Annotated in this window: 18 protein-coding genes and 1 pseudogene; 5 read left to right on the forward strand and 14 right to left on the reverse strand. The window is 63.8% G+C overall.

Features of this window, described 5'->3' with window-relative positions:
* Positions 1-66: 66 nt before the first annotated feature.
* A complete protein-coding gene (locus tag RGV59_RS03460) occupies positions 67-1,968 on the forward strand; it encodes a DEAD/DEAH box helicase (RefSeq protein ID WP_046381778.1) in 1,902 nt (633 codons plus the stop codon).
* Positions 1,969-2,114: 146 nt separating this feature from the next.
* Here the strand turns inward: RGV59_RS03460 and RGV59_RS03465 are convergent, their stop codons facing one another.
* Both RGV59_RS03465 and RGV59_RS03470 read right to left on the reverse strand, forming a co-directional pair.
* Complete coding sequence (locus RGV59_RS03465) at positions 2,115-2,711, reverse strand: YceI family protein (protein ID WP_017844972.1); 597 nt, start codon at positions 2,709-2,711, stop codon at positions 2,115-2,117.
* Between the two features lie 32 nt (positions 2,712-2,743).
* On the reverse strand, positions 2,744-3,295 hold the full coding sequence (locus tag RGV59_RS03470; protein ID WP_017844973.1) for a cytochrome b: 552 nt from the start codon (positions 3,293-3,295) through the stop codon (positions 2,744-2,746).
* A 272-nt stretch (positions 3,296-3,567) separates the two neighbouring features.
* Here RGV59_RS03470 and RGV59_RS03475 point away from each other — a divergent pair, with 272 nt between their 5' ends.
* Both RGV59_RS03475 and RGV59_RS03480 read left to right on the forward strand, forming a co-directional pair.
* The gene (locus tag RGV59_RS03475) at positions 3,568-4,974 is read left to right on the forward strand and encodes an adenosylmethionine--8-amino-7-oxononanoate transaminase (protein ID WP_046381777.1); all 1,407 of its coding nucleotides are present in this window, start codon (positions 3,568-3,570) and stop codon (positions 4,972-4,974) included.
* A 39-nt stretch (positions 4,975-5,013) separates the two neighbouring features.
* Entirely contained in the window at positions 5,014-5,733 is a 720-nt protein-coding gene (locus RGV59_RS03480) for a 16S rRNA (uracil(1498)-N(3))-methyltransferase (RefSeq protein ID WP_017844975.1), read from the forward strand.
* A gap of 18 nt (positions 5,734-5,751) precedes the next feature.
* Here RGV59_RS03480 and RGV59_RS03485 read toward each other — a convergent pair whose 3' ends face one another.
* Both RGV59_RS03485 and RGV59_RS03490 read right to left on the reverse strand, forming a co-directional pair.
* On the reverse strand, positions 5,752-6,654 hold the full coding sequence (locus RGV59_RS03485) for a transporter substrate-binding domain-containing protein (protein ID WP_322246882.1): 903 nt from the start codon (positions 6,652-6,654) through the stop codon (positions 5,752-5,754).
* A gap of 27 nt (positions 6,655-6,681) precedes the next feature.
* Positions 6,682-7,923, reverse strand: coding sequence for a D-amino acid dehydrogenase (locus RGV59_RS03490; RefSeq protein WP_322246883.1), 1,242 nt, complete (start codon positions 7,921-7,923; stop codon positions 6,682-6,684).
* A 107-nt stretch (positions 7,924-8,030) separates the two neighbouring features.
* On the opposite strand from RGV59_RS03490, the gene RGV59_RS03495 reads away from it, so the two are divergent.
* A complete protein-coding gene (locus tag RGV59_RS03495) occupies positions 8,031-8,933 on the forward strand; it encodes a LysR family transcriptional regulator (protein ID WP_017844978.1) in 903 nt (300 codons plus the stop codon).
* A gap of 139 nt (positions 8,934-9,072) precedes the next feature.
* On the opposite strand, the gene trhA is transcribed toward RGV59_RS03495, so the two are convergent.
* The gene (gene trhA, locus RGV59_RS03500) at positions 9,073-9,690 is read right to left on the reverse strand and encodes a PAQR family membrane homeostasis protein TrhA (RefSeq protein WP_017844979.1); all 618 of its coding nucleotides are present in this window, start codon (positions 9,688-9,690) and stop codon (positions 9,073-9,075) included.
* A gap of 144 nt (positions 9,691-9,834) precedes the next feature.
* On the opposite strand from trhA, the gene RGV59_RS03505 reads away from it, so the two are divergent.
* Complete coding sequence (locus tag RGV59_RS03505; RefSeq protein WP_017844980.1) at positions 9,835-10,755, forward strand: LysR substrate-binding domain-containing protein; 921 nt, start codon at positions 9,835-9,837, stop codon at positions 10,753-10,755.
* A gap of 106 nt (positions 10,756-10,861) precedes the next feature.
* Here the strand turns inward: RGV59_RS03505 and madM are convergent.
* The 9 genes and pseudogenes from madM to mdcA form a co-directional block, all read right to left on the reverse strand.
* Positions 10,862-11,627 (reverse strand): annotated as a pseudogene (madM, locus tag RGV59_RS03510) (malonate transporter subunit MadM).
* Between the two features lies 1 nt (position 11,628).
* Entirely contained in the window at positions 11,629-12,042 is a 414-nt protein-coding gene (madL, locus tag RGV59_RS03515) for a malonate transporter subunit MadL (protein WP_017844982.1), read from the reverse strand.
* Positions 12,043-12,108: 66 nt separating this feature from the next.
* Positions 12,109-13,008: a malonate decarboxylase subunit epsilon gene (gene mdcH / locus RGV59_RS03520; protein ID WP_104904308.1), complete on the reverse strand. Its 900-nt coding sequence runs from the start codon at positions 13,006-13,008 to the stop codon at positions 12,109-12,111.
* Complete coding sequence (locus RGV59_RS03525) at positions 13,005-13,601, reverse strand: malonate decarboxylase holo-ACP synthase (protein WP_169884525.1); 597 nt, start codon at positions 13,599-13,601, stop codon at positions 13,005-13,007. Before RGV59_RS03525 ends, mdcH begins: the two co-directional genes overlap by 4 nt.
* Positions 13,595-14,365 (reverse strand): biotin-independent malonate decarboxylase subunit gamma, encoded by a 771-nt coding sequence (gene mdcE, locus RGV59_RS03530; protein ID WP_322246884.1) that lies wholly within the window; start codon positions 14,363-14,365, stop codon positions 13,595-13,597. Before mdcE ends, RGV59_RS03525 begins: the two co-directional genes overlap by 7 nt.
* Positions 14,362-15,204, reverse strand: a complete 843-nt coding sequence (locus RGV59_RS03535; RefSeq protein ID WP_322246885.1) for a biotin-independent malonate decarboxylase subunit beta — start codon at positions 15,202-15,204, stop codon at positions 14,362-14,364. The genes mdcE and RGV59_RS03535 overlap by 4 nt, the downstream gene beginning before the upstream one ends.
* Positions 15,197-15,496 (reverse strand): malonate decarboxylase subunit delta, encoded by a 300-nt coding sequence (locus RGV59_RS03540; protein WP_046381769.1) that lies wholly within the window; start codon positions 15,494-15,496, stop codon positions 15,197-15,199. Before RGV59_RS03540 ends, RGV59_RS03535 begins: the two co-directional genes overlap by 8 nt.
* Positions 15,496-16,344 carry a triphosphoribosyl-dephospho-CoA synthase gene (locus RGV59_RS03545; protein WP_102617733.1) on the reverse strand — a complete coding sequence of 283 codons (849 nt, stop codon included), beginning with the start codon at positions 16,342-16,344 and terminating at the stop codon, positions 15,496-15,498. The genes RGV59_RS03540 and RGV59_RS03545 overlap by 1 nt, the downstream gene beginning before the upstream one ends.
* Positions 16,345-18,015, reverse strand: coding sequence for a malonate decarboxylase subunit alpha (gene mdcA, locus RGV59_RS03550; protein WP_322246886.1), 1,671 nt, complete (start codon positions 18,013-18,015; stop codon positions 16,345-16,347).
* Between the last annotated feature and the right edge of the window lie 83 nt (positions 18,016-18,098).

Below are 18,098 nucleotides of genomic sequence, written 5' to 3' on the forward strand. Positions count from 1 at the left end.
TAAGCGCCATTCACGCCCGGCAAGATTATCCCTTTGGGCCAAGCCCTAACTAAAACAGGATTACTCATGTCCTTTGCTTCCCTCGGTCTCTCCGAGGCTTTAGTCCGCGCCATCGAGGCAGCGGGCTATACCGAGCCTACTCCGGTGCAACAGCGGGCTATTCCCGCCGTGTTGCAAGGTCGCGACCTGATGGTTGCGGCTCAGACAGGTACTGGTAAAACCGGCGGCTTCGCCCTCCCGATTCTGGAGCGGTTGTTCCCCAATGGTCACCCGGACAAGTCCCAGCGTCATGGCCCGCGCCAACCGCGCGTACTGGTCCTGACCCCTACCCGCGAACTCGCCGCCCAAGTGCACGACAGCTTCAAGCTGTATGCCCGCGACCTGAAGTTCGTCAGCGCCTGCATCTTCGGCGGCGTCGGCATGAACCCACAGGTTCAGGCCATGTCCCGTGGCGTTGACGTCCTCGTCGCCTGCCCGGGTCGCCTGCTCGACCTGTGCGGCCAAGGCAGCGTCGATTTGTCCCACGTGGAAATCCTCGTGCTCGACGAAGCCGACCGCATGCTCGACATGGGCTTTGTCCATGACGTGAAAAAGGTCCTCGCCCGCCTGCCGGCCAAACGTCAGAACCTGCTGTTCTCGGCAACGTTCTCCAACGACATCACTGCCCTGGCCGGCAAGTTGCTGCACAACCCGGAGCGCATCGAGGTCACGCCGCCGAACACCACGGTCGAGCGTATCGAACAACGCGTGTTCCGCCTGGCCGCCAGCCACAAGCGTTCGTTGCTGGCGCACCTGATCACCCACGGCGCGTGGGAACAGGTGCTGGTGTTCACCCGCACCAAGCACGGCGCCAACCGCCTGGCCGAGTACCTGGACAAGCACGGCCTCACCGCCGTCGCCATCCACGGCAACAAGAGCCAGAACGCGCGCACCAAAGCGCTGGCCGACTTCAAGGCCGGTGAAGTACGCATCCTGGTGGCCACCGATATCGCCGCACGCGGCCTGGATATCGACCAACTGCCGCACGTGGTCAACTTCGAGCTGCCTAACGTCGACGAAGACTACGTACACCGTATCGGCCGTACCGGCCGTGCCGGTCGTTCGGGCGAAGCCATCTCCCTGGTTGCGCCGGACGAAGAAAAACTGCTGAAAAGCATCGAGCGCATGACCAAGCAGAAAATCGCCGACGGCGACCTGATGGGCTTCGATGCCAGCACCGTTGAGGCCGAGAAGCCTGAGGTGCGCGAGCGTCCGGACGTGCGTAACCCACGCAACCCACGCGGTCCGAAGGGCGATGGCCCGAACGGCGGCGGTGGTGGTGGCGGTCGTCGCGACAAGGGCAAGGACAAGGGCGGCAAGGAAAAAGCGCCGACCAACGGCCGTGGCGAACGCCCAGCCCGCGAGCAGAAGCCCCGCGAAGGCACCCCGGCCCGCGAACAGCGTCAGCCGAGCCAACCGAGCCAGCCGCCACGCGCCAGCGCCGACCGCGCGCCGGACGAGTTCCTCGACGACGATGTGGATAACTTCGGTAACCGCGTCGACTACGTGCCCCAGGCCAAACCGGCCCAGGGCCGTGGCCGTCGTCCAGGCGCTCCGGCTCCGGGCGCTGGCACTGGCGCACCGCGTGGCGGCCAGCCACAGGGCGCGCGTCAGAACGGCCCGCGCAACAGCAGCGGCGGCACCACCGGTACGCCACCGGCCAAGCGCAGCGGCCCGCGTAACGGCGCACCGCGTGATGGTCAGGCGCGTCGCGAAGACTCGCGCAGCAACAACCGCCGCCCGGCCCGTGACGACCAGCCACGCTTGTCCGAGCCAGCGGTGCAGAACCCGCGCGGCGGCCCCGCGCCGAAGATCATCCACAAGGAGTCGAAAGCCGACCGCTTCCCGACACCGGAGCAGCTGGATCAGTTGCCAGGGCGTCCTCGTGGTGAAAAACCAGCGCTGCTGACCCGCAACCGCGAGGCATAAAAAAAAACCCGTATCGTGAGATACGGGTTTTTTTGCCTGTAGGAGCGAGCTTGCTCGCGAAGGTCGTCAACGATAACGCTGGCAGCCTGAAAAAACGCGGTGTCTCTACGTTTTTCGCGAGCAAGCTCGCTCCAACAAGTGAAGCGTTACTTCGCTTTCACACCTTCAAACGTCACGTACAGCTCAACATTGTTGGACGCTGGGCCCAGGTCCATCTGCTTGCCGAAGTCCTGGCGGTTGAAGCTGGTGGTGCCTTCAAAACCGGCACGGTAGCCGCCCCATGGATCCTTGCCTTCACCCAGGAAGGTGGCCTTGACGACGATCGGCTTGGTCACGCCGTGCAGGGTCAGGTCGCCGGTCACGTCGGCAGTGACTTGGCCCGCAGCATTCTTACCGGTGGTTTTAACACTGGTGGAGACGAACTTGGCATCGGCAAACTTGCCAACGTCCAGGAAGTCTTTGCTGGAGATGTGCTTGTCACGTTCAGCGTGGTTGGTGAACACGCTGGCGGTGCGGACGTTGAACTCAATCTTGCTGTCTTCAGGCTTGGCGGCATCGAAGCTGAACTTGCCGTCCAGGTCCTTGAACGTACCGGTGATGAAGCTGTAGCCCAAGTGGCTGATCTTGAAGTCGACGAAGGCGTGCTGGCCTTCTTTGTCGACAACATAGTCAGCGGCCATCACCTGGCCTGCGGACAGCAGAGCAGAACCGATTGCCAGAGCAGCGAGTGTCTTTTTCAACATGCTTTCTATTCCTTGTGAGTCGAGGTTGAACATCAGGCTTTGCGCCCCAGCATTCGCGTGAGGGTCGCATCACGATCGATAAAGTGGTGTTTCAACGCGGCCACGCCGTGCAGGCCGGCGAAAACCACCAGCACCCAGGCGAGGTACAGATGCACCACGCCTGCGGTGTCTGCCTGGTCCGGCAAGCCGGAAACCAAGGCAGGAATCTCAAACAGGCCAAACACCGGGATACCCACACCGTCCGCGGTGGAAATCAGGTAACCGGCGATCATCACGGCAAACAAGCCGACATAAAGGAACCCATGGCCAAATGCAGCACCGATCCGCGTCAGCCGGCTGTAGCTGGCCAGCGCCGGTGGCGGCGGGCTGATCAGGCGCCAGACGATACGCACCAGCATGATGGCGAACAGCGTGATGCCTATGCTTTTGTGCAGATCCGGCGCGTCTTTGCGCCATGCGCTGTAGTAGTCGAGACCGACCATCCACAAGCCCAGGGCGAACAGACCAAACACCACCAGGGCCACGCCCCAGTGCAATACCATGCTGACCCAGCCGTAGCGGGCTGGTGAGTTACGTAGCTGCATGTACTTAATCCCGTAAGAACTGTGCTCAAGACTAACGATTTACCTATCGAATTAAAGCGCAATTTTTTGCTTTGAAATATCGAGAAATATGATCATAAGCCTAGGCACAATACGTTAACGAGGGATTAAGACTATTCCTAAGAAACGTGACAGACCGTCCTGTGTTTACTGCGAATTGCCCCACAATGGCTTGTGACACGGGCCTCCATTGCATAGGCTTGCGCGATTGTTTCACCTGCGCCGGGCGCAGGACCGCTTCGAGGAGATAGACGATGGGCTTGAACAACCAGTGGATGCAACGCGACCTTGCAGTGCTGTGGCATCCCTGCACCCAGATGAAAGACCACCAGCAACTGCCGCTGATCCCGATCAAGCGCGGTGAAGGCGTGTGGCTGGAAGACTTCGAAGGCAAGCGCTACCTCGACGCCGTCAGCTCCTGGTGGGTCAACGTGTTCGGCCACGCCAACCCGCGCATCAACCAACGCATCAAAGACCAGGTCGACCAGCTGGAACACGTGATCCTCGCCGGTTTCAGCCACCAGCCGGTGATCGAACTGTCCGAGCGCCTGGTGGCGATGACGCCCGCAGGCCTGACCCGGTGCTTCTACGCCGATAACGGTTCGTCGTGCATCGAAGTCGCGTTGAAGATGAGCTTTCACTATTGGCTCAACCGCGGCCTGCCGAACAAAAAACGCTTCGTCACCCTGACCAACAGCTACCACGGCGAAACCATCGCCGCGATGTCGGTGGGCGACGTGCCGCTGTTCACCGAAACCTACAAAGCGCTGCTGCTCGACACGATCAAGGTGCCAAGCCCGGACTGCTACCTGCGCCCCGAGGGCATGAGCTGGGAAGAACACTCGCGCAACATGTTCCTGGCCATGGAACAGACCCTGGCGGACAACCACGACACAGTCGCCGCCGTAATCGTCGAACCGCTGATCCAGGGCGCCGGCGGCATGCGTATGTACCACCCGGTATACCTCAAGCTGCTGCGCGAAGCCTGCGACCGCTACGGCGTACACCTGATCCACGACGAAATCGCCGTGGGCTTCGGCCGCACCGGCAGCATGTTCGCCTGCGAACAGGCCGGCATCCGCCCGGACTTCCTGTGCCTGTCCAAGGCCCTCACCGGCGGCTACCTGCCGCTGGCGGCGGTGGTCACCACCGAAGATGTCTACAGCGCCTTCTACGACGACTACCCGACCCTGCGCGCCTTCCTGCATTCCCACAGCTACACCGGCAACCCGCTGGCGTGCGCAGCGGCCCTGGCGACCCTGGATATTTTCGAAGAAGACAACGTCATCGAAAACAACAAGGCCCTGGCCCAGCGCATGGCCACGGCCACCGCGCACCTGGCGGACCACCCCCATGTGTCAGAAGTGCGCCAGACCGGCATGGTGCTGGCCATCGAGATGGTCCAGGACAAAGCCACCAAGACCGCCTACCCCTGGCAGGAGCGCCGTGGCCTGAAGGTGTTCGAGCACGCCCTGACGCGCGGCGCGCTGCTGCGGCCGTTGGGCAGCGTGGTGTACTTCCTGCCGCCGTATGTGATTACGCCGGAGCAGATCGACTTTTTGGCGGAAGTGGCCAGCGAAGGGATCGATATCGCCACCAACAGCAAGGTGAGCGTTGCCGTGCCCAAAGACTTCCACCCAGGCTTTCGCGATCCAGGTTGATTTGCCCTTCAAGCTTTGTATTTTTTCCAGAGAACAGACATGAGACTGTCCCGCTTTTTCACCGACACCCCGCTGAGCCTCGGCGATCACGAACTGCCTGAAGCCCAGGCGCACTACATCAGCCGCGTGCTGCGCATGGGCGAAGGCGATGCCGTGCAACTGTTCGACGGTTCCGGCCAGGAGTTTCGCGGCACGTTGCTGGAGGTCGGTAAAAAACACGTCAGCGTGCAACTGACCGAACAATTCGCCGGGCAGGCCGAATCGCCGCTGCACATTCACCTCGGCCAGGGCCTGTCCCGCGGCGAGCGGATGGATTGGGCGATTCAGAAAGCCACCGAACTGGGCGTCAACGCCATCACGCCGATTTTCAGCGAACGCTGCGAAGTGCGCCTCAAGGACGAACGCGCCGACAAACGCCTGCTGCACTGGCGCCAGGTGGCAATCAGCGCCTGCGAGCAATGCGGGCGCTCGACGGTGCCGGTGATTCATCCACCGCTGCTACTGGCCGATTGGCTGAAGCAGACCGAGGCGGACCTGAAGCTGGTGCTGCACCCGGTGGCCGAGCCGATGGTCAGCCATGCCAAGCCATCGAGCCTGGCGTTCCTGATCGGGCCCGAAGGCGGCTTGACCGACCCTGAAGTCGACACCGCCCAAGACGCCGGCTTCCACGCCGCCCGCCTCGGCCCGCGCGTGTTGCGCACCGAAACCGCGCCGGTCGTCGCGCTGGCCGTCGCCCAACAACTGTGGGGCGACTTCTGACCGGCCCGAGGAGCGGGTTTATTCCACCGGGTCGCTGACCGGCGTGGCGAAGATCGCCTTCAACTCGGCGGTCATCGGAAACTCCAGGTTCAGGCCCTTCGGTGGGATCGGCTGTTCAAACCAGCGCCGGTAAATCCCGTTGATCTCACCGGTGCGGTACAGATCGCCCAAGGTGTCGTTGACCACCGCGAGAAACTGCGGATCGTCCTTGCGCACCATGCAGCTGTAGATCTCCCGCGACTGCTCCTCGCCCACCACCACCCAGCGATGCGGGTCCCTGGCCTTGGCGCGCTCGCCGTAGAGCAACGCATCGTCCATATAGAACGCGGCTGCGCGGCCGGTCTCGAGCATCTTGAAGGCTTCGCCATGGTCCTTGGCGCTGATCACCGACAGGTTGCCGTTGTGCTCGGCGTTGTAACTTTTGAGAAAACGTTCGTTGGTGGTGCCGGCGGTCGTCACCACGTTCTTGCCCTTGAGGTCGGCGAAGCCTTGGATGCCGCTGTCTTTCGCCGTCAGCAGTTGCCCCTTCACGTAGATGAAGCCGTAGGAAAACGCCACCTGCTTCTGCCGCTCGACGGTCACCCCGGTAGAACCGCACTCCAGGTCGACGGTGCCGTTCTGCACCAGCGGGATACGGGTCTGGGAAGTCACCAGGTTGTACTTCACGCTAAGGTTGGCCACCCCGGTTTTCTGCTGGATGCGCTCGACAATCTTGTTGGCCAGGTCCACCGAATAGCCCATGGGCTTGCCGCTCTGGTCGCCCACGTAGGAAAACGGCACCGACGCATCGCGATAACCCAAGGTGATGGACTTGGTGCTGGCGATCTTACTCAACGTGCCCTCTGCCGGCGGTTCATTCGCCTGAACCGGCACGCCGAACAAAAGCCCCAGGGTGCAACCGGTCAACAGGATTTTTCTCATTGTTATTCTCCGTTGGTGTGTGACGATTCAAGCGGCGCGGGGCGCCAGGCCCTGCATATCAATCGATGGCAGGTGCTGGCCGATCAGTTCGGCCAGCAGTTGGCCGCTGCCGCAGGCCAGGGTAAAACCGAGCGCGCCATGGCCCAGGTTCAGCCACAGGTTGCGATAGGCACTGGCGCCGATCAGCGGCACCCCGGTCGGCGTGGCGGGACGCATGCCGGCCCATTCGACCGCGTGGGCGTAGTCGCCGGCCAAGGGGAATGTCTCGACCGCCTGGCGCCTGATCAACGCGAGCCGCTTGGGCTCGAGGCCGGCGTCGAAACCGACGATATCGACCATCGCCGCCACCCGCAATTGCTCGCCGATCCGGGCGTACACGATCTTGCGGTCGTAGTCGGTGATGCTCACATTCGGCGCCCGATGCTGCGCGCCAATCGGCACGCTCAGGCTGTAGCCCTTGAGCGGATACAGCGGCAGCGCCAGCCCCGACAACCCCAACTCAGCGCTGCGATGCCCGGCGGCGAGGACCAGTTGCTCGACCGGCATTACCTCCTCGCCCAACTCGATGGCCTGCACCGCACCGGCGCTGTGACGGATCCCGGTGACCTTGCGCCCCAGCAAGAAGCGGCAATGCCCCGACGCTTGCAGGCGCGCCGCCAGGCGTTGGCAGAAGGCGTGACAATCGGCCACTTCCTCGTTCGGCGTGTAGATCCCACCGACAAAACCACCGCTCGCCAGCGCCGGCTCCAGGCGGGTGCAATCGGCCGCCGACAGCACCTGCTGTTGCAGGATATCCGTGACCTTGCGGCGCGCATGCTCGAAGGTGTCGGCGTTGCGAAACGTCACCAGCTTGCCGTTGCGCCGCCAGTCGAAGCCGTCCAGGCGATCATCCTCGCGCCACTGCTGCAAGGTGGCCTGGCTCAGGCTCGCCAGGCGCAGCAGGTGGGCGGCATTGCGCCGGTTCACCGAGCCACGGCAGGCACCGAGGAATGCCGCCATCCAGCGCCATTGCTGCGGGTCGAGGCGCGGGCGCAGCTTCAATGGCGAATCACCGCGCAGCAGCCAGCCAAGCGCTTGCAGCGGCACCCCGGCATCGGCCAGCGGCGCAACGTAGCGATACGACAACTGCCCACCGTTGGCGAAACTGGTTTCGCTGCCCAGGGTGTCGCGCGCGTCGATCAGCGTCACGTCATGCCCGGCGCGCACCAGCGCGTAGGCGCTTGCCAGGCCGATGACCCCACCCCCGATGATACAAACCTGCCTGGCCATCCCCGCTCCTCGCCGTTGAATAAGACGGCTCAAGCGTAGGGGCAGGTGACAGGCCCGCGACAATGAATAAAGATGGGTCACCTATAAGCAAAGGTTATGGACTCGCCATGCGCTTGCGTCATATCGAAATCTTCCAGGCCATCCGCCAGACCGGCTCCATCAGCGCCGCCGCGCAATTGCTGCACGTCTCGCAACCGGCGGTGAGCAAAGTGTTGCAGCACGCCGAGTTGCAACTGGGCTTCCCGCTGTTTCTGCGCGTGCGCGGCAAATTGCAGCCCACGCCGGAAGCCCTGGCGTTGGAACGCGAAGTCGAGAAAGTCAGCGAAAGCCTGCAAGGCGTAAGGCGCCTGGCCAAGAGTCTGCGCCGGTCGCCGGCGCAGAGTGTGCGGATCGGCGCGATCCCGGCGCTGGCGCTGTCGTTGCTGCCACCGGCGATTCTGCAGTGGAAACGCGCTTACCCGGACATCGCCTGCGAACTGTCCAGCGACCATAGCCGCGAGTTGGTGCAGAAGCTGTTGATGCGCGAAATCGACCTGGCGCTGACCCTCAACTTCGCCGGCCACCCGGGGCTCACCACCCAAGTGCTGGCCAACGGAGCCTTGGTCGCGCTGGCGTCCAAGGGCTATTGGAGCGACGCGCAAACCCGCCAGCCGCTGCCGTTGGCGGAGCTGGCGGGAGCGCCGTTGATTGGCCTGTCCAGCGCCGACCCGTTGGCGGCAAAGCTCGACAGTTACCTGGAGAAAGTCGACCCGCCACCACGGGTGAGCCTCTCGGTGCAGACCTACTCCCTGGCTCGCGCGATGGTCGAATCCGGCGCCGGTCTGACCGTCATCGACCCCTTCACCGCCCTCGGCGCGTCGACGGCGACTACCTGCATCCGCACGCTCACACCGCCGCTGCCGATCACCCTGTACGCCCTGACCCGCGCCGACGAACCGCCGCCGCACATGTTGGCCAACCTGCTGCAGATCTTCGGTGAACGTGCCCGGGAGCTGCTCGAACGCCTGTAGTCAGCGCCCTAAACCCCACTGAAGAACCAATGTGGGAGGGCTTGCCCCCGATGGCTGTGGTTCAGCCAGCATATTTGCCAACTGACACACCGCCATCGGGGGCAAGCCCCCTCCCACATTTTTTAGACCGCGTCGTGCGTTAGAGCACGTAATGCATGATCGCCACGAAATGCAGCAAACTGCCGCCGATCACAAACAGATGCCAGATCCCATGGGAATGCCGCAGGCGGTCCTCCAGGGCAAAAAAGATAATGCCGACGGTGTACAACACCCCGCCCGCCGCCAGCCAGATAAACCCCGCCGTGCCCAGCGCGGCGATCAGCGGCTTGACCGCCACCAGCACGATCCAGCCCATCACCGCATAGATCACGATCGACAGAACCCGTGCTTCAGAACGCGGTTTGATCTCCTGCAGAATGCCGATCACCGCCAGCCCCCACACGATCCCGAACAACGTCCAGCCCCACGGCCCTCTTAAACTGACCAGGCAAAACGGCGTGTAACTGCCGGCGATCAACAGGTAGATCGAAAAGTGATCGACCTTCTGCATGATCGCTTTTCGCCGCCCCTGCACGCTGTGATACACCGTCGACGCGCTGTACAGCACCATCAACGTAAACCCATAAATCGCCACGCTGACAATCTTCCAGGGGCTGCCGTCCAGGCTCGCCACCACCAACATCCACACCGCGCCCACACACGCCGCGACTGCACCGAGCAAATGGCTCCAGGCGTTGAATCGTTCCCCGTGGTACATCTGTCACTGACCTCCCGTAACCGTTGACCGCTGGCTGACAAGCGTCCCGCCTTGCGCATCAGAGTGCAAGGGCCTTATGACGTTCCGGCGACGCCGCACGGTTTTGCGGGCACAATCGGCAGCATTCGAACAAGAGCCACGGCCATGTTGATCGACGAAGAGTTCACCCTCAAAAAGCTGGAAATCTTCCTGGCCTTCATGCGTACCGGCAACCTGGCCCGCGCCGCTGCCGAGCTGCAAACCAGCAACGTCAGCGTACACCGCGCCATCCACTCCCTGGAAAACGCCCTGCGCTGCCCGCTGTTCAAGCATGAAGGCCGCAACCTCACCCCGCTGGAAAGCGCCTACGTGCTCGAAGAGCGCGCACAAAAGCTGGTGCAGGACGCAGTCGACAGCATCCGCCTGACCCGTGAAGCCGCCGGCTTCTCCGCCGAACGTTTCAAGCTCGGCTCGCTGTATTCGCTGACGGTGAAAACCGTGCCGCAACTGATCATGGGCCTGAAACTGCGCCGCAGCGAACTCAACATCGACCTGATCCTCGGCTCCAACTTCGACCTGCTGTATAAGCTCAAGAACATGGAAGTCGACGCGATCCTGATCTCCCTCGACGAACGCGCCAACGACCCCGATTGCGAACAGATCGCGTTGTTCTCCGACGACATCTTCCTCGCCACGCCCGCCGACTCGCCCTTCGACCGCGACCAGCAGATCGACCTGGCCGACGTGCGCGACGCCACGTTCATCACCCTCACCCAAGGCTTCGCCACCCACCAGGACGGCAACCGTGTGTTCAAGCAAGCGGGGTTCGAGCCGAAGGTGGCGATGCAGGTCAATGACATCTTCACCCTGCTGAGCATGGTCAGTTCGGGGGTCGGTTATGCGCTGCTGCCGGGGCGGATTGCGGCGGTGTATGAGAACCGCGTGAAGCTGATACCGCTGCAACCCCGGTATCGGTTGCAGCAGCATATCGGGGTGGTGTTCTTGAAGGCCAAGGAGCGTGATCCGAATTTGCTGGCGTTATTGGCGGAGTGTCGGATGTATGCCAATCGGCAGGTGACAGCCTGACAGACCGTCATCGGGGGCAAGCCCCCTCCCACATTGAAATGCACTCCAAATGTGGGAGGGGGCTTGCCCCCGATAGCGCCAGCCCAATCACCGCAAAACCCCAAAGTCAGCCCACCAACCCTCGCACAATGAAGTACAGCAACGAAGGCCCGAGCAAACAGCCAAGCCCGGTGTGGAACGTCGCGGTCAGCGCGCCATACGGCACCAGGCGCCGATCCGTCGCCGCCAGCCCCGCCGTCACGCCACTCACCGTACCGGCCAGCCCACCGAACACCATCGCCGAACGCGGGTTATCCAGGCCCATCCAACGCGCCGCAACCGGCGTGCCGCGCCATCACCAGAATCGCCTTGATCAAGCCAGTGGCAATCGACAGCGCCATCACATCCGAGGTCGCGCCGATCGCCGCACCGGTCACCGGGCCGACGATGTAGGTCACGGCGCCGGCGCCGATGGTGGTCATACTGATCGCATCGCGATAACCGAATACCCAGGCCATGCTTGCACCGACGATAAACGGCAGGATCGTGCCCAGCAGCAGCGCAATCACACCGATCATCCCGGCCTTGCGCGCTTCGGTGGCTTGCACTTCAAACGCCGTGGCGACGATGGCGAAGTCGCGCAGCATCGCGCCGCCCATCAGGCCGATGCCGGAGAACAGCGATATATCCGCCAGGCCTTTTTGCCCGCCGGTCATGGTGCCGCCGACCCAGGCCAGCACCAGGCCGATCACGATGGCAATCGCCGAGCCGTGAACGCGCCCGAACGTCAGACGCTTGGACAGCACCACGGAAATCCACATCACCACGCCCACGAACGCAAAGGCGGTGACCAGGCCGTTATGCTCCAAACCCTTTTCAATGAGAGCCCACATATCAGCGGCCTCCCACGACAGGTGTCGGTGTGATCAGCGGTTCTTCATCGGGCAGCGGTTCGCCCTTGTGCGTGCGGCTGATCAACGCGATGGTGCAACCACACACCACCACCGAACCAATCGCCGCGAGCACCGCGACCGGGCCGCCGTGCAGAGCGGTGACCACGTTTTGCTGTGCGGCCATCGCCACCACCACGGGGATGTACATCGCCCCCCAGAAGCCGACGCCCATTTCGCAATCCTTGGTCATGCCGCCGCGTTTGTGCATCCACAGCCGCGCGCAGATCAGCAGGATCATCGCGATGCCCACCCCGCCCACGTTGGATTTGACGCCGAGCAACACGCCAAGCATGTCGCCCATGATCACGCCCGCGAGCGTGCAGATCGCCAGCAATGCCACACCGTAAATAATCATTGTTGTTGTCCTCAAAGTGCTCGATCGATTTTTTGTTGTTGTGCTTCGAAAGCCTTGGGTGGTGCTTTATCGGTGGCGGCGCTCCTCCTCTTCCAGCAGGGCCTGCAAGGTGTCCAGGCGCGCACCTTCGCAGGCGATCACCGTGCCGTGTTCGAACACGCGGCGTGACAAGCCGGTGAGAACGGCGCCGGGGGGCAGTTCGATCTGCAGGCGCACGCCGCGCTCATAGGCGCTTTGCACGGTGCCGCGCCAGTCGACGACGCGGCACATGTTGAAGGCCAGGTCGTCGCGCAGTTGCGCAGGGTCGCGGATCGGCCGCGCCCGGGTGCTGCTCAAGTAGCTGATGCGCGGTGCCTTGAGCGTGACGAACGCTTCAGCCAGCACCTGGGCCGGGCGCTCCAGCAGCGCGCAATGGGACGGCACGCTGACGGCCAGGCGCTTGGCGATGCCGTTGCCTTTGACGCGCTGGGCGACACGCTGCATCGCTTCATCGCTGCCGGCGATCACCGTCTGGTTGTCGGCGTTGATATTGGCCAGGTACACCGGGGTTTCGGGGCTATGGATGTCGGCCAGCAGGGTTTCGACAGTGGATAAATCCGGGCCGATCAGGGCGGTCATGCCGTAGCCCTGTGGATAAGCCTGCTGCATCAGTTCGCCACGCAGGCTGACCAGCCGGACGGCGTCGGCAAAGTCCAGGGCACCGGCAATCACCGCCGCCGGGTAAGCGCCGATGGACAAACCCGCCACATAATCCGGCGTGCGCGCCAACAGGCGCGCATGGGCCACACCCGCAATCAACAGGCACAACTGCACAGCGCGGGTACTGGCCAAGGCTCGCGCAGAGTCGAGTGGGCGAACGTCTTCAGCCAAGGCCTCGCTGGCTTCGTCCAGCACCGACGCGGGCAAATGCCGAAGCATGCCAGGGCGTTGCGCGCCCTGCCCCGGAAACACCAGCAGGCTGCTCATATCAGCGCCTGCCAGGGATCGATGACCAGGTGCGCGCCGCTGGCGGTTTTGAGTAATACGCGACGTGACGAGCCGGCCCATTCGCGCAAGGCGACGGCGCCAAACGGGGTTTGCAGTTGCAGGTCCACGGCGCAGACCGCCGTGTCCAGGATCGCCAGCAAGTCCTCGGCGTCGCGTCGCCCCAGCGGCTCGGGGGTGTGCAGGATCAAATCCAGATCGCTGGCGTCATGCAGCGCTTCGATGCCCGTGGCCAATTCAAAACCCGCACTGCCGCTGACGCCCCAATCCTTCTGCGCCAGCAGCGGCCGCAGTTGAGCCAGCGCCTGCAATGCCGGCAAATCCCGTGGCGATGTCACCTCGCGCAGGGCTTGCGGCGTCACGCGCCGCCGCACCAGCGCCAGCGGCATCTGCGCGGCGAAACGCTGCTCGCGCAAACGCCCGCGCACGCCGACCGCCACCAGGCCCGGTTGCGCAATGGCGCGGCGGACCACCACCGGCTGCCCGGCACCGAGCGCCTCCAGCACCCAGGTCGGCGCATCGGCAGGCACATGCGCCGGGGTCATGCCCCAGAGCAGGTCATGGGCGTTCACCATTGCGCCCGCAGCAGTTGGCGCACATGGCTGGAGGCGGCGCGATGGGGCGCACCCAGGCGACCGCTCAAATCACGGCCATCGACATCCTTGATCGCACTGACCAGGCAGTCACTGACCCGCGCCACATCGTCCTTCGTCGGCTGTTCAATCTGGCTGACCGACAAGGTCTCCCAGAGCAAACCGAGGCTGGCATAACTGTCGATGTCATAGGCCATCGGCGGCACACTGGCGGCCAGAGCTTCGAGCTCTTCGACGCTGCGCAGGGTCACCCGCGCCGCCGAGGCCTTGCCCATGGCGTGAACCATCACGCCGGGGTCGCGCAGGGCGATCAGGCGGTTGGCCTGGTAGCCGTGGGCGAGGAACGCGCCGGACATGGCCTTGCCCACCAACAACCCGATCACCGGGTGCCCGGCCAGACGGGCCCGAGCGTAGCTGTCGACCGCGGCGGCCAGGGCTTGATGGATGCCGAGGGCTTCTTCGCGACGGCCATAGGCCTGGCTCGGCACATCGACGATGGCGATCAACGGGCGCTGGTCACCGCTCGCAATGGCTTCATCCACGGCTTTGGCCAACCCCCAGCCTTCGAGCAGGCCGACTTCGCCATTGCGTGCGCGGGGGAAGCGGTTTTGCGCGTCAGGGACCACGGCGATAAAGCGCACCGTGTGTTCACCCAATACGCCATCGGCGACTTTCAGCGAGTCCGGCAACCCTTCCACGGGTTGGGCGCCGGCACTCAACGCGTTGAACCACTGCAAGCCTCTCATGAGCGTTCTCCCTGATACAGATCGCGAACCGTCGCCGGGTCGATTTGCGGTTCGGCGTCCAGTTCAGCCAGGCGCGCCAGATAGAAGTCGGCGCGGCGACTGCGTTGTTGGGCGGGCAAGCCGAGCTGCAATAGCGCGCTGACGGTCTGCTGAATCTGCGCGACATCATCCGCCACGTAACGGTCGGCCAAGCCGCTGTTGAAGCGTTGTTCGCCACCGGTCAGGCTCCAGATAAAGGGCCGGTCGCGGGAATCGTATTCATCCAGGCCGGCTTCCTGCTCGATCACCTGCGGACCGTTCAGGCCCAGGCGCGCTTCGCGGGTCACCAGCAGATAGCTGCACAGCCCGGCGGCGATGGACATCCCGCCAAAGCAACCGACGCTGCCCGCCACCACGCCGATCACCGGCTGATACTGGCGCAGATCGACAATCGCGGCGTGGATATCGGCAATCGCCGCCAGGCCCAGGTTGGCTTCCTGCAGGCGCACGCCACCAGTTTCCAGCAGCAGCACGGCGCGGGTCGGGATGCCGTTGCGGTTGTCTTCGGCCGCCAGTTCAAGGGCGCCGGCGATTTTTGCGCCGCCGACCTCACCGAGGCTGCCGCCCTGGAAGTTGCCTTCGATCGCGGCGATCACCACCGGCTTGCCAGCGATGTTGCCTTTGGCGATCACCACACCGTCGTCGGCCTGGGGCACCACGCCCTGACGGCTGAGCCAGGGCGACATGACCCGTTCGAACGGGTCGACCAGTTCACGGTAAGAACCTGCGTCCAACAAGGCCTTGGCCCGCTGCCGTGCGCCCAGTTCGACGAAGCTGTGTTTGCTGAGCAAGTCAGTCATGGCCGATCTCCTCGAAGCCTTGTTCCAGGCGCAGGCGCACCACGCCGGGCGTGGCACCGAAGTCGTGGATATCAATGTTCAACGCGGGCGGCGTGTGCTCCTGGAAGATCCGCTCGAACAGGTGCTGCCAGCGCTGTTCGGCGCCATTCACCGAGGTCTGTACCTGAATGCTCAGGATGCCGGGCGTGCCCGGTTCCAGCAGCACTTCGAGGTCGCCCGAACCGACACACCCCACCAGCGCGCGACCTTTGGGCGGTTGCCCGGCGGGAAATTCAAAGGATAAGGTTTCCATCAAAACGCTCCATCGAGGCGGTCGATAAACAGGCAGGCGGCCAACAGGTCAGCGGCGCCGCCGGGGGAGGCATTCAGGGCCAACAGCTGTTGGTCGAGTTCGTGCAGGTGGCGGCGACCGGCCAGGGTTGCGCTGCCGCCTGCGTCGAGCACCGCTTGGGCGCCGTGTTGCATGGCGTGCAGGCCCGCGGTGCCGGCGCGGTAGAGCACGCAGGTGTCGGCCAGGGCGGTCATGATCGCGAGCAACGCATCCAGGCGCGCGTTCTGTTCACCGGCCTGTTGCTGGCGGCTTTTGTGCAGTTGCGGCAGGCCGCGTTGCAGCACCGAGGGGAAACCCAGCTGGGCTTCCTCACGGGCACCGCGTGCGCCGTAACGTTGCGCCACCTGCGCGCCGTGGCTCATGGGTTGCGGGGCATGGCGATCGTCGAGCAGGGCCAGTTTTGCCGCTGTCAGGGTTACGGCATTCGGGTGACGGGATTGGGGTTCCAGTGCCGCTGCCGCAGTGAGTAAGCCGAGGGCCCAGATCGCACCGCGATGGGTGTTCACGCCGAGGGTGGTGACGAGCATCGCCTGTTCACCCTCACGACCGATGCGGCCGAGGGCTTCGCGCAGGGGCAAGCCGACTTCACCGATGTCGCGGGCGGCTTCGGCCATTGCCAGGAACATCGGCCACAGCGACAGCGCCGAGGCATGCATCAGACCCAGGTGCAAATCGCGGTGGGCGCCGTTGCCACGACGGTCCACCAGGGCCGGTTTGGGCGACAGGTCGGCTTCGTCGATCAGGGCGTCGACGGCCAGGTCCGCCAGGCGTTCGGCAACGCTGAGTGGGTGCAGTTTGAGGGCGCGCATTTACCAGCTCCTGAACTTGGCGGGAGGGTTGTACAAACCGCCGGACCACTCCACCAGGTCGGCCACGCTCTTGGCGGCCAACAACTCGCGGGTGGCGTCGGTGCGGCGGATGCCGAGGTCTTCGGGCCAGGCGATCAGGCCTTCACGGCGCATGCGCGCGGTGTCCTTCGGGTTATGGCGCATGCCGATGGCGGTCACCCCGGCGACGGCGGCGATCATCGCCTGGCGCTCTTCCAGGGAGCGCGCCTTGTACAGGTAGGCGATGCCTTCTTCGGTGAGCAAGTGGGTGACGTCGTCACCGTAGATCATGATCGGTGCCAGGGGCATGCCGCTTTTGCGCGCCACCTCCACCGCGTCGAGGGTGTTGACGAAGGTCGGTTTGCCGCCTTCCTGGAACGTCTCGACCATTTGCACCACGAGCTTTTTGCCGCGCTCCAAGAGTGCTTCGGGAGCATCCTCGTGACGCATGTCGAGCCAGGCCGGGGTGCCATGGCGGCGGCCACGCGGGTCGTGGCCCATGTTCGGTGCGCCGCCGAAACCGGCGAGGCGCCCGCGGGTGACCGTGGAGGAATGCCCGTCGCCATCGACTTGCAGGGTGGCGCCGATAAACAGGTCCACCGCGTATTGGCCGGCCAGTTGGCAGAACATGCGGTTGGAGCGCATGGAACCGTCGCGGCCAGTGAAGAACACATCCGGGCGGGCGGCGATGTAGTGTTCCATGCCCAGTTCAGTGCCGAAGCAATGCACGCTTTCGACCCAGCCGCTTTCGATGGCGGGGATCAGCGTGGGGTGCGGGTTGAGGGTCCAGTTGCGGCAGATCTTGCCCTTAAGGCCCAGGGATTCGCCGTAGGTGGGCAGGATCAATTCGATGGCGGCGGTATTGAAGCCGATGCCGTGGTTGAGCGACTGCACGTTGTGTTTTTCGTAGATGCCGCGGATCGCCATCATCGCCATCAGCACATGCACCGGCTTGATGTGGCGCGGGTCACGGGTGAACAGCGGTTCGATGTAGAACGGCTTGTCGGCCACCACCACGAAGTCGACCCAACTGGCCGGGATGTCGACGCGAGGCAAGTCGGTGACGTCATCCACCAACTGATTGACCTGCACAATGACAATGCCATCGCTGAACGCTGCCGGCTCGATCAGCGCCGGGGTGTCTTCGGTACTCGCGCCAGTGTAGATATTACCGGCGCGGTCGGCCATGAAACCGGCCGAGAGCACCACATTGGGGATCAGGTCCACCACCAGCCGGGCATAGAGTTCGATGTAGGTGTGGATCGCGCCGATTTCCAGCAGGCCGTCTTCCAGCAACTGGCTGATGCGCAGGGATTGGGTGCCGGCGAAAGAGAAGTCGAGCTTGCGCGCGATGCCCCTTTCAAACAGGTCCAGGTGCTCGGACCGGCCGACACTGGGCATGATCATGTGCAAATCGTGGAGCTTGGCCGGGTCAGCCTTGGCCAGGGAGCGCGAGAGGAAATCCGCCTGCTTCTGGTTATTGCCCTCCAGCACCACGCGGTCGCCGGGGAGAATCAGGGCTTCGAGGGCCTCAACGATTTTGTCGCTGGGCAGCACGGCCCCATCCGCATACTGCTTGACCAGCCCGAGCCGCCGCTGCTTCTCGTCGCGCCGCCGCGTCCAGCGCGAGTCGGGGGTAATTATTGTTGTCATGGTCGCTCCACGGGTTTGCTGTCGTGGGCTGTACCTTAGGAGTGATTCAGAGGGGCATCAATCAAGCTGGGCGGCGGATCGTT

It is taken from the genome of Pseudomonas sp. FG1 (genome assembly GCF_034313875.1).
Taxonomy (GTDB): domain Bacteria; phylum Pseudomonadota; class Gammaproteobacteria; order Pseudomonadales; family Pseudomonadaceae; genus Aquipseudomonas; species Aquipseudomonas veronii.

Bases quoted from the DNA above. Each gene is read 5' to 3' on its own strand.
- RGV59_RS03460 (WP_046381778.1), top strand. From the start codon at position 67: ATGTCCTTTGCTTCCCTCGGTCTCTCCGAGGCTTTAGTCCGCGCCATC.
- RGV59_RS03465 (WP_017844972.1), bottom strand. From the start codon at position 2,711: ATGTTGAAAAAGACACTCGCTGCTCTGGCAATCGGTTCTGCTCTGCTG.
- RGV59_RS03470 (WP_017844973.1), bottom strand. From the start codon at position 3,295: ATGCAGCTACGTAACTCACCAGCCCGCTACGGCTGGGTCAGCATGGTA.
- RGV59_RS03475 (WP_046381777.1), top strand. From the start codon at position 3,568: ATGGGCTTGAACAACCAGTGGATGCAACGCGACCTTGCAGTGCTGTGG.
- RGV59_RS03480 (WP_017844975.1), top strand. From the start codon at position 5,014: ATGAGACTGTCCCGCTTTTTCACCGACACCCCGCTGAGCCTCGGCGAT.
- RGV59_RS03485 (WP_322246882.1), bottom strand. From the start codon at position 6,654: ATGAGAAAAATCCTGTTGACCGGTTGCACCCTGGGGCTTTTGTTCGGC.
- RGV59_RS03490 (WP_322246883.1), bottom strand. From the start codon at position 7,923: ATGGCCAGGCAGGTTTGTATCATCGGGGGTGGGGTCATCGGCCTGGCA.
- RGV59_RS03495 (WP_017844978.1), top strand. From the start codon at position 8,031: ATGCGCTTGCGTCATATCGAAATCTTCCAGGCCATCCGCCAGACCGGC.
- trhA (WP_017844979.1), bottom strand. From the start codon at position 9,690: ATGTACCACGGGGAACGATTCAACGCCTGGAGCCATTTGCTCGGTGCA.
- RGV59_RS03505 (WP_017844980.1), top strand. From the start codon at position 9,835: ATGTTGATCGACGAAGAGTTCACCCTCAAAAAGCTGGAAATCTTCCTG.
- madL (WP_017844982.1), bottom strand. From the start codon at position 12,042: ATGATTATTTACGGTGTGGCATTGCTGGCGATCTGCACGCTCGCGGGC.
- mdcH (WP_104904308.1), bottom strand. From the start codon at position 13,008: ATGAGCAGCCTGCTGGTGTTTCCGGGGCAGGGCGCGCAACGCCCTGGC.
- RGV59_RS03525 (WP_169884525.1), bottom strand. From the start codon at position 13,601: ATGGTGAACGCCCATGACCTGCTCTGGGGCATGACCCCGGCGCATGTG.
- mdcE (WP_322246884.1), bottom strand. From the start codon at position 14,365: ATGAGAGGCTTGCAGTGGTTCAACGCGTTGAGTGCCGGCGCCCAACCC.
- RGV59_RS03535 (WP_322246885.1), bottom strand. From the start codon at position 15,204: ATGACTGACTTGCTCAGCAAACACAGCTTCGTCGAACTGGGCGCACGG.
- RGV59_RS03540 (WP_046381769.1), bottom strand. From the start codon at position 15,496: ATGGAAACCTTATCCTTTGAATTTCCCGCCGGGCAACCGCCCAAAGGT.
- RGV59_RS03545 (WP_102617733.1), bottom strand. From the start codon at position 16,344: ATGCGCGCCCTCAAACTGCACCCACTCAGCGTTGCCGAACGCCTGGCG.
- mdcA (WP_322246886.1), bottom strand. From the start codon at position 18,015: ATGACAACAATAATTACCCCCGACTCGCGCTGGACGCGGCGGCGCGAC.